This window comes from Pseudomonas sp. PDM30 (assembly GCF_019218985.1).
GTDB classification, from domain to species: Bacteria; Pseudomonadota; Gammaproteobacteria; order Pseudomonadales; family Pseudomonadaceae; genus Aquipseudomonas; species Aquipseudomonas jessenii.
This window is the reverse complement of record NZ_JAHUWM010000005.1, coordinates 350,876-364,101: the sequence shown is the minus strand read 5'-3', so window position 1 is coordinate 364,101 and position 13,226 is coordinate 350,876. Positions and strand designations below refer to the sequence as shown.

The 13,226-nt window shown below is 62.6% G+C and carries 8 protein-coding genes; all 8 read right to left on the bottom strand.

Going from position 1 to position 13,226, the window contains the following annotated elements:
• Positions 1–160: 160 nt before the first annotated feature.
• Positions 161–925 carry an endonuclease/exonuclease/phosphatase family protein gene (locus KW840_RS15075; protein WP_218495984.1) on the bottom strand — a complete coding sequence of 255 codons (765 nt, stop codon included), beginning with the start codon at positions 923–925 and terminating at the stop codon, positions 161–163.
• Positions 926–1,039: 114 nt separating this feature from the next.
• Positions 1,040–1,798, bottom strand: coding sequence for a PIG-L deacetylase family protein (locus KW840_RS15070; protein WP_057714959.1), 759 nt, complete (start codon positions 1,796–1,798; stop codon positions 1,040–1,042).
• Positions 1,799–2,011: 213 nt separating this feature from the next.
• Positions 2,012–4,174, bottom strand: a complete 2,163-nt coding sequence (glgX, locus tag KW840_RS15065) for a glycogen debranching protein GlgX (protein ID WP_057714958.1) — start codon at positions 4,172–4,174, stop codon at positions 2,012–2,014.
• A gap of 229 nt (positions 4,175–4,403) precedes the next feature.
• A complete protein-coding gene (locus tag KW840_RS15060; RefSeq protein ID WP_218495982.1) occupies positions 4,404–4,721 on the bottom strand; it encodes a DUF2934 domain-containing protein in 318 nt (105 codons plus the stop codon).
• Between the two features lie 21 nt (positions 4,722–4,742).
• On the bottom strand, positions 4,743–7,538 hold the full coding sequence (locus KW840_RS15055; RefSeq protein ID WP_218495980.1) for a malto-oligosyltrehalose synthase: 2,796 nt from the start codon (positions 7,536–7,538) through the stop codon (positions 4,743–4,745).
• The gene (gene malQ, locus KW840_RS15050) at positions 7,535–9,613 is read right to left on the bottom strand and encodes a 4-alpha-glucanotransferase (RefSeq protein WP_057714955.1); all 2,079 of its coding nucleotides are present in this window, start codon (positions 9,611–9,613) and stop codon (positions 7,535–7,537) included. The genes KW840_RS15055 and malQ overlap by 4 nt, the downstream gene beginning before the upstream one ends.
• On the bottom strand, positions 9,610–11,406 hold the full coding sequence (gene treZ, locus KW840_RS15045) for a malto-oligosyltrehalose trehalohydrolase (RefSeq protein WP_218495978.1): 1,797 nt from the start codon (positions 11,404–11,406) through the stop codon (positions 9,610–9,612). Before treZ ends, malQ begins: the two co-directional genes overlap by 4 nt.
• Before the next feature lie 12 nt (positions 11,407–11,418).
• Complete coding sequence (gene glgA, locus KW840_RS15040; protein ID WP_218495976.1) at positions 11,419–13,002, bottom strand: glycogen synthase GlgA; 1,584 nt, start codon at positions 13,000–13,002, stop codon at positions 11,419–11,421.
• Between the last annotated feature and the right edge of the window lie 224 nt (positions 13,003–13,226).

The following is a 13,226-nucleotide window of genomic DNA, read 5'->3' as shown; positions in this document are numbered from 1 at the left end:
AACGTCCGTTCCTTTGGCCGCCAGGAATGGCCAGGACCGACTTCCCCTGTCGGCATCGGCAGGGCATCACCAACGTAGCAGGCACCGCTTGAATGTGGCTACTGTCAGAAATAACAGGTGGGGGGCGGTTTCACAGGAGCAGACGCCTGATGGCCGTGATTCAGAGATGCACTTCCACCGCCAGCGGCAAATGGTCGGACAGGTGCGTCCACGGCTTGTTTCCCAGTATTTGCGGCTCATGGCTGCTGGCGTTGCGCAGGTAGACGCGGTCCAGGCGCAGCAAGGGAAACCGCGCGGGGTAGGTTTTGGCAGGACGACCAAGGTGGCGTTCGAAGGCTTCGTGCAAGTCATCGCGGCGGGCAAGGGTGGCATTGCCCTGCATCTGCCAGTCGTTGAAGTCGCCGGCAATGATCACCGGCGCATCATCCGGCAGGGACTCGAGGAGCTGACAGAGCAACTGCAACTGCAGCTGACGATGGCTTTCCAGCAGGCTGAGGTGAACGCAGATCGCATGCACTTCGCGATGCCCCGGCACGTCCAGCACGCAGTGCAACAAACCACGGCGTTCCGGGCCGGTAATGGAAACATCCAGGTTTCGATACTCGCGGATCGGATATTTCGACAGCAGGGCATTGCCATGGTGACCGTCGGGATAGACGGCATTGCGCCCATAGGCGAAGTCGCTCCACATGCTGTCGGCGAGGAATTCATATTGCGAGGTTTGTGGCCAATCGTTGTAGCGGGAGGAGTGGCGGTCGTGCTCGCCGACGACCTCCTGCAGGAACACCAGGTCTGCCGACGTACTGCGCACCGCTTCACGCAATTCAGGAAGGATGAAGCGCCGGTTGAGTGCGGTAAAACCCTTATGGGTGTTGACCGTCAGCACGCGAAGCCGATGAATCGCCGGGGGCGTGTTCAATGGCATTGATTCGGTTACCTGCGGTTTTGAATGACTGGCCACATGCACTCCTCTGACTCAGGGCTGCTTATGTATGCGACTGATGCGATGGCAGGCAGTTCAGTCCAATGGGCTGCGTTTTCAAACCAGCACAATTTCATAAGGCAAACGGATACGCTCCAGCAGCGGCCGGGGCAGCAACGGCGCGAGGCCGATGGCCGGTTCGCCGTCCAGTTGGCTGGCGTAGGCATGGGTGGCGTGACTCTTGCGGGCGACGGTCCAGGTATCGAGGCGCACCTTGCGGGCACGGTGCCAGGGAATCAGCTCCCGGTCCCGTGCCGGCCAGTGCCAGGCCCAGAACGGTACGTCGTTGTAGGTGGCCCCGATATTGGCCGCCGCCCTGGCGCTCGCGCGGCCAACAGTGTCGTGGTCGACATTGCCGTCCTGGCGCCAGGTGCTGAACACCACATCACCTGGGCGCAGGTAGCGCGTGATGAATCGGGCGATCTGATCTTCCTGCTCCGCCAGCGCGTTATCGGTAAACCCGCCACGAATCCACTTCAGGCTGTGCATCGGCAACCCGAGTCGACGTATGGCTTCCACGCTTTCCTGGGGACGAAATACGCTGAGGCGTTTTTCCGACCACTGCTGTGACCCCGGATGGCTGGCGCTGCCGTCGGTGATCGAGATCAATTGCAGCGGGTGGCCCAGGTTACTGAGCAATTGCAGCAGGCCGCCGCAGGTCACGACTTCATCGCCGGGGTGCGGGGCAATGAGCACCACGCGTGCGCCAGTGGGTACCAGGGATTGGGTGTTGATGACCGGAATGCTGTCCAGTTGCGGGGCGCTGTTCCAGATCTGTGAGGGCAGGCTGACTTCGCTCAGGGAAACGGGTTTCATGGTGGATACGTCCTTGTTCTGCGTCGCCTTCAGTCGTGCATGGGACAAGCCCGGCAGACCCTTGAGGGCTGGTGGATAGCGGCGCGACAAGCCAAACCCTGGATTGCCGCGAATCGAGTATTGCTCATGTAACGCTATTCGTCGCGTCGTGAAGTTGTCCGCAATGATATTTCCGCCCTGCGGTGTCACGGCTATGAATACCTGGCGTCTCTTTTACTCTTCTTCCTCATGCTGCAATTCGAACAGCAGCAACGAACGGCCGGTGACCGAGTACTCGTGGCCAAACTCAAAGCGCTCCTGGCCGCGGATCGACGGTTGGTTGGTGTCGATCATGCATGTCCAGAAACCGCCGTCAGGCACTTCAGGCAGCCGGAAATTGACGATGTCGTGATGTGCGTTGACCACCAGCATCAATGTCGCGTCGACGCCTTTGCGGCGAATGCCGGTTTCCTGGGCGCGGCCATCGAGCAGCATGCCCAGGCATCGATTGTGCGCATCGTGCCAATGCTCGGTGGTCATTTCCGTACCGTCCGGTGCCAGCCAGGTCACGTCCTTGACGCCGATGTCCTCGTTGTAATTACCCACCAGGAAACGCCCGCGCCGCAGGACCGGGTAGGTCAGGCGCAATTTGATCAGGCGTTTGACGAACTTGAGCAGGGCCTTGCCGTCGTCGCTGAGGTCCCAGTTGACCCAGCCGGTCTCGCTGTCCTGGCAGTACGCATTGTTGTTGCCGTCCTGGGTGCGGGCGAACTCGTCGCCGGCCACCAGCATTGGCGTGCCTTGGGCCAGCAGCAGGGTGGCGAAGAAATTGCGCATCTGCCGATGGCGCAGCGCGTTGATCTCGGGATCGTCGGTGGGGCCTTCGACGCCGTGGTTCCAGGACAGGTTGTTGTTGCTGCCGTCTTGATTGTTTTCGTCGTTGGCTTCGTTGTGCTTGTCGTTGTAGGACACCAGGTCGTTGAGGGTGAAACCGTCGTGGGCGGTGACGAAATTGACCGATGAGTAAGGCCGCCGGCCACGTTGGTTGAACATTTCGCCCGAAGCGGTCAGGCGGTTGGCAAAGTCCGCCAGTTGCCCGTCGTCGCCTTTCCAGAAGGCGCGCACGGTGTCGCGGAACTTGTCGTTCCACTCGACCCAGCCCGGCGGAAAATTGCCGACCTGATAACCGCCGGGGCCGCAGTCCCATGACTCGGCGATCAGTTTGACCTGGCGCAGTACCGGGTCCTGGCGGCAGGCCACCAGGAAACTGTGGCGCTCGTCGAAACCATCGTGATAGCGCCCAAGGATGGTTGCGAGGTCGAAGCGAAAGCCGTCCACGTGCATTTCCGTGGCCCAGTAGCGCAGGGAGTCGGTGACCATTTGCAGCACGCACGGGTGGCTCAGGTCCAGGGTGTTGCCGGTGCCGGAATCGTTGATATAGAAGCGTTTGTCATCGGGCATCAGGCGGTAGTAGGAGGCATTGTCGATGCCGCGCATGGACAGGGTCGGGCCTTGTTCGTTGCCCTCGGCGGTGTGGTTGTAGACCACGTCGAGGATCACCTCCAGATTGGCTTCGTGCAGGTGCGCGACCATTTCCTTGAATTCGGCAATCTTGCCACTGGCCAGGTACCGCGGGTCGGGGGCGAAGAACGCAATGCTGTTGTAGCCCCAATAGTTGGTCATGCCCTTGTGCAGCAAATGCTGGTCGTTGACGAACGCATGGATCGGCAGCAGCTCCACGGTCGACACACCGAGTTTGCGGATGTGCTCAACCACTTCATCGACCATCAACCCGGCAAAGGTGCCGCGCAGATTCTCGGGGACGGCAGGGTGACGCATGCTGAAGCCGCGCACATGGGTTTCATAGATGATCGTCCTGTCCCACGGCACGCTGACACGATGATCGTGGCCCCAGGTGTGCGCCGGGTCGATGACCTTGCATTTGGGCACGAAGGGCGCGCTGTCGCGCTCATCGAAGCTGAGGTCGGCGTCGGGGTGGCCGATGGTGTAGCCGAACAGCGCTTCGGACCATTTCAACTTGCCCACCAGTTGTTTGGCGTAGGGGTCGATCAGCAGTTTGTTGGGGTTGAAGCGATGGCCGTTGGCCGGGTCGTACGGACCGTAGACGCGATAGCCATAAACCAACCCCGGATGGGCGTCGGGCAGGTAGCCGTGGTAAATCTCGTCGGTGTATTCGGGCAGTTCGATGCGTTCGAGTTCCACTTCGCCGGCGTCGTCGAACAGGCACAGTTCAACCTTGGTGGCGTGGGCGGAAAACAGGGCGAAGTTGACTCCCAGTCCATCCCAGGTGGCACCCAGCGGAAAGGGCAGGCCTTCGCGGATTCGTGTGGTTTCGGCACGAGGGGCTGGCGCGGCGGCTTTCTTCGGACTGGTCATGGGTACTCCTGTAAACGGGGGTTACCTGTAGGAGCGAGTTTGCTCCGGGCGGCGCTCCGACGAAAACGGTGTGTCAGGCAACATCAATGCTGGAAGTGATGGCCTCTTCGCGGGCAAGCCCGCTCCCACAGGTATTGTGAGTTGCCACAGATTGCAGCCACACCTTCAAACACTGTGGGAGCGGCGGTGCGGCGGTCCGACTTGCCCGCGAAGGGGCCTCAAGACATATTCAAACCGCTGGCGGTTTTCGCGCAGCCCGGGGCTTTTTCTCGACGGCCTTTTCCCCCGGTGGGACCACTTTTGAAGCCGCTGCCGGTTTGGCCTTGGCTTTTGGCGCGGCGACCTTGGCATCGCCAGCCTTGCCATTGGCCGTTTTGCTGACCGGGGTTTTCGGGGCAGCCTTGGCCGGTTTTTTCGGGGCCAGGGCTTCGGCGTCCGCCAGTTTGCACGCCATCTCCCAGTGGCGGGCTTCCTGGCCTTCGGGTTTTCCTTCGGATTCCCAGATCTGATAGGCAAATTCGCGGATGCGTTTTTCGTCGGTACTCATCGCAATGCTCCTGAACTGAACTCAAGTGTGGGTAGTTTGAATAATGAGATTGACCGGGAAATCCCCCAGCGCGGCGCTGATCAACAGCTCCCTGTGTTTTGTGACTGTGATGCCGGAAAAAAGTCCCTGCAGATGTTCGTCAGGGTCGGCGAACGGCAGTTTGACCCGGGTTTCGCCCCACCGCGGCGCGTGGACCTGTGGTTCGGCACCGTTTTCCAGCAGATCGGCACAACGTATCGGCACAATCACAATGGCGCGTTTCCCCTCCCGTTCACGGACAAATCCCAGCACTCGATGGGCCTCGCTGCCCACCACTTCCAGGGCCTGGTAGGTGCCACGCCGAAACAGCTCGGCATGCTCGGCGCGCAGGCCCAGGGTGCGCGCAATCAAGGTTTGCTTGATGCGCCCGTCACGCCAGTTCTGCAACAAGTCCGGCAGGTCCACCGCTTGCTGCAACGCCTGCTGGCGGCTGGCGTAATCCACGGGACGACGGTTGTCCGGGTCGACCAGGCTGAAGTCCCAGAAATCGTTGCCCTGATACAAATCCGGCACGCCGGGCACGGTCATGCGCAGCAAGGTTTGCGCCAAACCATTGAGTGCGCCGGGGGCGGCAATCGAACGGGCAGCCTTGGCCAGGGCCGTACGCAACAGCTCACCTTCGGGGCTGAGCAACAGGCGCTGGATGAAGTCCTCTGTCGCTTGCTCGTAAGGGTCATTGGGCACGCTCCAGCTGCTTTGCAGTTTGGCTTCACGCAGGGCCTTGCGTTGCCACTGCCAGATACGTTTTGCATAGTCCTCGAGGGACGGCGGATGATCGATCCCCAACTCCAGCGGCCAACTGCCGAGAATCGTCTGGTACAGAATCATTTCATCGCCCGACGATGGCATTTGATCGTCGATGCGCAAGGGCCGGGCGAGGGCGCGCCACAGGCCGATCTGGTCGACGTACCAGGCGCTGCGCTCGCTCAGTACCGCCAGCCGCGCCCGTGAATCTTCGCCGCGCTTGTGGTCGTGGGTGGCGCTGGCCAGCAGATTGTCCGGGAAGGTGTCGAGGCGCTCGATGCAGGCCTGATGAAAGTCGGCGGCCGGTGCGCTGAACTGTTCGGTGTTGAAGCCAACGTCATTGCGCGAGAGCAGGACGGCCGATCGATAGAGCGCGGTGTCTTCCACCGATTTCGCCGCCGCCGGCGAGGTCAGTTGCTGGAAACGTACGCAGGCGTGCTTCAGACGCTTGCGTTCACGCCCGGCCGGGCGCGAACGCCAGGGTTCACCGCCGAGCCAGCCGGCCAGGCAGTCGAGCACCGGCCAGTCCGCTTCGCCCAGGGTTTGGCGGGCACCGTCCATGGCCTGGCGGAAAAACGCCTCGTCCCGGGCTGAACGGCCAAGGGGGCCTATGTAGGTGCGGTACACCGGGAAATGCACGATCAGCGCCTGCAAGGCCCGGCGAATGGCGCCGAGGGTCAGGTCGCGGGTCATGAGGTTGTCCCGGGCCACTTGCAGCAGGGCCTGGGCGACGCTTTCGAAATCTCCGGCCAGGGAACCACCGAGGACTTGTTGACGGGCCAGTTGTGCTTCCTGGCAGAAGTCGGCGGGCCGCTCGCTGTGACGATGCCAGAGTTCGGCCAGTGTCTGCGCGCCCCGTGGATCCTGTTGCAACAGTGACAACTGGTTCATGAATTCGTAGCCGGTGGTGCCGTCCACCGACCAGTCGCGATGCAGGGTTTCCCCTTCGCCGAGGATTTTTTCCACATAGATGGGCAGGTGGCGGCCCGCTGACAGGCTGTCGACCCGGCGGCGCAGTTTTCGGCAGTAGCCCCGCGGGTCGGCGAGGCCGTCGATGTGGTCGATGCGCAACCCGTCGATCAGCCCTTGAGCCACCAATTGGAAGATCTTCGCGTGGGTGGCTTCGAACACGGCGGGACGCTCGACGCGCAGTCCGCCCAACTCATTGATATCGAAGAAGCGCCGCCAGTTGATGTCATCGGCGGCGGTGCGCCAGCTGGCAAGGCGATAGCTCTGGCGTTCCAGCAGGTTGTGCAGGCGCTGGAAGCCTTCGCCGGTCAGTGAGACGTAGTTGTTCAGGTGCTGCTCAATGGCTTGGGCAATGGCCGGATCGCTGACCAGATCGCGAAGTTCTGCTTTCAATGGCAGGGCCAGGCTGTGGGCGTCGGTCTGGTAGCTCAGGGTGCTGAAGCGATCGGCCAGGTTTTTCAGTTGTTCGGCCTGTTGCGTATCGAGCGGTGCATCGGTCCTGAGCAGCTCCCCGTAATCGCTGGGGCAAATGGGAAAGCGGTGTTCGTAGTGCTCGACATGGAAGGTGCCGTGCCAGGCATCGAATCGCAGGGGCAGGGTGCCGTCCTGCAACGCGACGCCGTAGTCGCTGCCCAGAAACGGCAGGAGCAACTGGCCTTCCATCAACGGGTCGGATGAGTGCCACTGGATATCGAAAAACTCTCCGTAAGGACTCAGGCGTCCCCACTCCAGCAAATCCAGCCACCAGGGATTATCGTTGCCGCCGACCGCCATGTGGTTGGAGACGACGTCGAGGATCAACCCCATGTTGTGCCCATGCAGGGCGCTGACCAGGCTGTTCAGCGCCGCTTCACCACCCAGTTCCGGATTGACCCTGGTCGGATCCACCACGTCGTAGCCATGCATCGACCCGGCGCGGGCGCGCAACAGCGGGGAGGCGTAGACATGGCTGATGCCGAGGCGGGCGAAATACGGCACCAGTGGCACCGCATCTTCGAGCGTGAAGCCTTTGTGAAATTGCAGGCGCAAGGTGGCGCGCAGTGGTCGGGTCGGCACCTGGGTCATCGATCACGCTCGGCCGCCTGGAGCCGTGCGCAGGCGAGCAGTTCCAGACGTCGCGCGGCATCCGCTCCGTCGAGCAGGGCTTCGCTGTAACCGGGCAAGCGCCGCGACCAGTTGGGGTGGGTGTCGGTGGTGCCGGGCAGGTTGGCTTGCTGTTCGACGCCAAGGGCATCTTCCAGGGGCAGCAGCACCAAGGGTGCCCGGGTATGACCGAGGAAGCGCACGCTGGCATCGAGCACCTGGTCGGTTTCGTGGGACTCTTCGCGAAAGTTCTGCGGGTCCTGGCTCAACGCCCGGCGCAGGCCTTCGCGCTCGCGTTCGCGGTGCTGGCGCCATTCGATTTCACCGCTGGCATCGACCATGCCGAGCCGGGCATTCCAGTCGATATCGCGACCATGCCACCAACCGTTGAGGGTCGGCAGGTCATGGGTGCTGGTGGTGGCCAGGGCGTTGTCGGGCCAGTCGAGGATCGGCTTGAAGTGCGTGTTGTCCTGTTCGAACAGCAATACCCGCATGCCCAGCATCGAACGGGCGATGAGTTTTTCCCGCAGGCCGTCCGGCACAGTGCCGAGATCTTCGCCGAGGACGATGGCCTGGTGACGATGGGATTCCAGGGTCAGCAAACGCAGCAGATCGTCCACCGGGTAGTACAGGTAAGCGCCGTCGGCTGGCGGCGATCCGTTGGGGATTACCCATAGACGCTGCAAGCCCATGACGTGATCGATGCGCAAGCCGCCGCAGTGGGCGAAGTTGGCCCGCAACATTTCGATGAAGGCCCGGAAACCATTGCGCACCAGGCCTTCAGGGGAGAACGCGGAAATCCCCCAGCCCTGGCCGGTGCGGTTGAGAATATCCGGTGGCGCGCCGACGGTGAGGGACGCGAGCAGTTCGTCCTGACGGCTCCAGGCCTGACTGCCGCCGCCATCGGCGCCAACGGCCAGGTCGGCGATCAGGCCGATACTCATGCCGCTGGCGCGGGCGGCGGTTTGCGCGCGCTCCAGGCAGCGCGTGATCAGCCACTGGCAGAAGGCGAAGAAGCCGATGCGCCCGGCATTCTCTTCGGCGAATGCCGCCAGTTCGGCGCTGCGCGGGTTGCGCCAGGGTTCGGGCCACTGCCGCCAGTCGAGGTGTTCACCCCGGGCGGCGCGTGCCTCCTGGATGGCTTCGAAGCGGCAGTGGTTTTCCAGCGCTTCGCCAGCGGCGTGACGAAAGCTGCTGAAGTCTTCGTGCAAGGGGTGTTCACCCTGGACGAAACCTTCGTACAGCGACTGCAACAGCCGATGCTTGGCTTCGGCGGCGGCCGGCCAGTCAATCAGCGGACGCTCCTCCAGCGCCTTGAGTTCAATGGCCAGCCCGGTTGCATCGATGGCGGTACGCAGCGCGCGTTCGCCGAGAATGGTGCCGGGGGCGCAGTAAAGGCTGTTGAGAAACAAACGGCTGGACGGCGAATACGGGCTGTAGCGTTGGGTGTCACTGGAAAACATCGCATGCAGCGGGCTGATCGCCAGCGCCTCGGCACCACGCTCGCCGGCTACCCGGGCGAGGTCCTCCAGCGCCTGGGTGTCACCAAACCCGCCGTCGCCGGGGCGGCGCAGTCCATACAACTGCACGCTCAGGCCCCAGGCTCGGGGGATCGGGTTGTCCACGGCATCGGCCACGCTATAGCAACGGGCCGGGGCCACGGCGAGAGTGAAGGTTTGTCCGTCCATGCTGATCTGTTGATAGCCGACCGGTACCAGCCCCGGCAGCACCGCGTTGGCGTCCAGTTTCAGGTTGAGCCGCGAACCGTCCTCCAGGTGGATTTCGCAAGGGGTCCCGGGCTCGAAAAAGCGCGCCAGGTCCAGGCCCATCCCCGCATCGGCGGTGATCAATGGCGGCAAGTGATGGGTCTGTTGCGCCTCTTGCAGTTCCAGCAGGCTGGCGTCGATTTCCTGGGCACTGCCGGCCGGGTGGCCCAGGCCGGCCAGCACGTTGCGCAACACGGACGGCGCGACTTTTTGCGGGCGGCCGTTGGCGTCGATCCAGTCGACGGCGAGGCCGGCACGGCTGGCCAGGATTTCCAGTTGCGCATCACTCATGGACGCTCTCCAAACGAGGTAGCAAAGGGGACTGCGGCGGCGAGGCTGACGAGCGCGCAATACGGGGCAAGAGTGTTTGTAGCCGGCAGGTCGGGGTTCTGTGGCGGGTATTCGAACAAGCGCATGGCATCGGTCTGTGAGGTATGGACTACAGGCCTGGCGCTGAGGTTCAGGTCAATGCGCAGCTGGCTGCCATCGCCCAAGCGCCAGGATGCACTGACCGCGCCTTCGCCCAGCACATCGGTTCCCAGTGCCTGGGCGCCCGGCAGGCGCGGGATGATGTGCCGGTGACGGATCTGCAACAGGCGGCAATACAGGTCGTGCATCTCGCAATGGCCGGTCGATGGCAGGACCGGGCGGGACGCTGCAAACGTCTGCGGATCATTCGGGTCCGGAATGTGTTCGCGCAGGATCGGGTCGGCAAAGGCGCTGAGCGCCGCGAACTCGCTGCGCCGGCCGTCGCGAACCTGCTTGGCCAATTCACCATGATGGCTGGTGAAAAACAGGAAGGGTTGCTCGACCGCAAACTCGTCGCCCATGAACAGCAGCGGAATCATCGGCGATAACAGCAGCAGCACCGTGGCGGCCCGCAGCGCTTGCGGGTGGGCGAGTTGATGCAGGCGCTCGCCGAAGGCCCGGTTGCCGATCTGGTCATGGTTCTGCAAAAACAGGATGAATGCACTGGGCGGCAGATGCCCGCTGGGTTCACCCCGCGCCACACCATGGCGGTTGAGATGCCCCTGGAACACGAAACCCTGGCTCAGGCAGCGCGCCAGTTGTTCGGTGGGGTTTTGCGCGTAATCGGCGTAATAGGCGTCGGTTTCCCCGGTCAGCAACACATGCAGGGCGTTGTGGCCGTCATCGTTCCACTGCGCGTCGTAACCCTGTTCGAGCAGGCTGGCCTGGTTGTGTTCGTTCTCCACCATCAGCCACACATGCCGCGTCGGGCCCGTCTGCTGGCGCACCCGTCGTGCCAGTTCCTGGAGGAAATCCGGGTCTTCGATGGCATGCACCGCGTCCAGGCGCAAACCGTCGAAACGATATTCCAGCAGCCACATCAAGGCGTTTTCGATGAAAAAGTCCCGTACTTCGCGACGGCGCAAGTCGATGGCCGCGCCCCACGGCGTGTGTTTGTCTTCGCGAAAAAAGCCCTTGGCATAACGATGCAGGTAATTGCCATCCGGGCCGAAGTGGTTGTAGACCACGTCGAGAATCACCGCCAGGCCGTGGCCGTGGGCGGTGTCGATCAAGTGCTTGAGCTGCTCGGGGGAGCCGTATGACGCCTGGGGCGCGTAGGGCAGGACGCCGTCATAACCCCAATTGCGCTCACCGGGAAACTGCGCGACGGGCATCAGTTCGATCGCGGTGACACCCAGTTCGACCAGCCGCGCCAAATGCTGCTCGACGGCGCTGAAGCCGCCGAGCGCACCGACATGCAGTTCGTAGATCACCGCTTCGTTCCATGGCCGTCCCAGCCAGGCACTGTGTTGCCAGGCATAGACCAGCGGATCGACCACCACACTGTGCCGGTCGATATCGCCGGCCTGAGCGCGGGAGGCCGGGTCGGGCACTTCCAGTTCGCCGTCGATGCTGTAGCGGTAACGCGTGCCCGCCGCGCATCGGATGTTGCTCACGAACCAGCCGTCGGCCTGGGGCAGCAACGGCAAGGACTGTCCATTTTCCAGTTCGACACTGACGTAGAACGCATCTGGCGCCCACAACGCGAATCGCGTGTGCTCTGCGTCCAGCATGATTGCGCCGTGGGGCCAGGTCTCAAGGGTCCGTAACGGCATCTTGAAAGCCTCTTACTGTTTGTGCGATTTCCCCAATGCCTTGGCCACAAGCTGTTCGTAGAGCTCGGCGTAGGGTTCGACCGCCTTGCACCAGTTGAACGGCGCCGCCATGGCCCGGCAGCGCATGGCGTGCAGCAGGTCGGGAAAGGCGAACACCTTGAACGCGCGGCTCAGGGCTTCCTGGTAGCTCTGCACCGTGGATTCATCGAACAGGAAACCGGTCACGCCGTTTTCGATGGTGTCGGCCAGGCCACCGGTGTTGCGCGCCACCGGCAACGAACCGAAGCGCTGGGCGTACATCTGGCTCAGGCCGCATGGCTCGTAACGCGAAGGCATCAGCAGGAAGTCGCTGCCGGCGAACATGCGCCGGGCGTCGGTTTCGTTGAAGCCGATGCGCACGCCGATCTGCCCGGGGAAACGCAGGGCAAGCTGGCGCATCGACTGTTCTTCTTCGGGTTCGCCACGGCCGATGATCGCGATCTGGCCGCCGGACTTGACGATGTACTCGGACACCGCTTCGGTCAGGTCCAGGCCTTTCTGGTAGACCAGGCGCGAAACCACGGCGAACAGCGGCCCTTGGGAATCTTCCAGACCGAACAGCTCGCGGACATGGGCGGCGTTCACGGCCTTGCCATCCCAGTCGCCGATGCTGAACGGGCAGAACAGGTGCGGATCGGTCGCCGCATCCCAGCTTTCATCGATGCCGTTGGGAATGCCGCTGAGCAGGCCTTGCTGGGTCTTGGCGGCGAGGAAACCGTCCAGGCCGCAGCCGAAATCCGGGGTGGTGATTTCCTGGGCGTAGGTCGCGCTGACGGTGGTGATGTGGCTCGAATAGGCCATGCCGGCCTTGAGGAACGACATCTTGCCGTAGAACTCCATACCTTCCTGTTGCAGCGCGTGATGGGGAATGCCCAGTTCGGGGCACGAGCCCAGGCTGGTCACGCCTTGATAGGCCAGGTTGTGAATGGTGAACAGCGTCGGCGTGCGCTGCCCACGCCAGTGCATGTAGGCCGGGGCCAGGCCGGCCGGCCAGTCGTGGGCGTGCACCAGATCCGGGCACCAATGGATCTGCGCGAGGTTGGCGGCAATATCGGCCGCCGCCAGGCCCAGACGGGCGAAACGGATATGGTTGTCCGGCCAGTCGCGGCCGTTGTTGGCGCCGTAGGGCGAACCTTCGCGCTCGTAGAGTTCGGGGCAAATCAGTACGTAAATGACCAGACCGTCGGGCATGTCCATGCGCCCGATCTTGCACGGTGGCAGCGCAGCATGACCGCCAAGCTCGCCAATGATATGGATCGGATTTTCGCTGTTCAGCACCTGCGGGTAACCCGGGATCAGTACCCGCACATCGTGCAGATGGGCCATGGCCCGTGGCAGCGCTGCAGAAACGTCGCCCAGGCCACCGGTCTTCACCAGGTCGGCAATTTCCGAAGTGACGAACAACACTTTTTTACGGTTCGGATTCTGGTTGGCTGCCGGAGTCAGCGTCCTGGTGCCAGGAACGCCGACGGGTTGGGTGTTTGCGGCAGTTACGGCGCTCGATTCGCCGACCTGATGAGCACGCTCTCCCTGTATTTCCAAAGCCGTACTGATCATATGAATCTCCCGTGTTGTTGATCTAATTCTTAGGTCTGGCAAACGGTGTTTCATGGCCAATTGCTGTGGCCGGGCGCAATCGCGCTGCGCATCAGTGAGCAGGCGCTGCCCAATGCGTCGAAGCAAAAGGGGTGAATGAGCCATTGCAAGGATTGCACCAGTCGCAACGCACCTTCTTGTCAGAGGACCGATCGGGATTGGAAAAAGTTTCGACTATTTTTCCA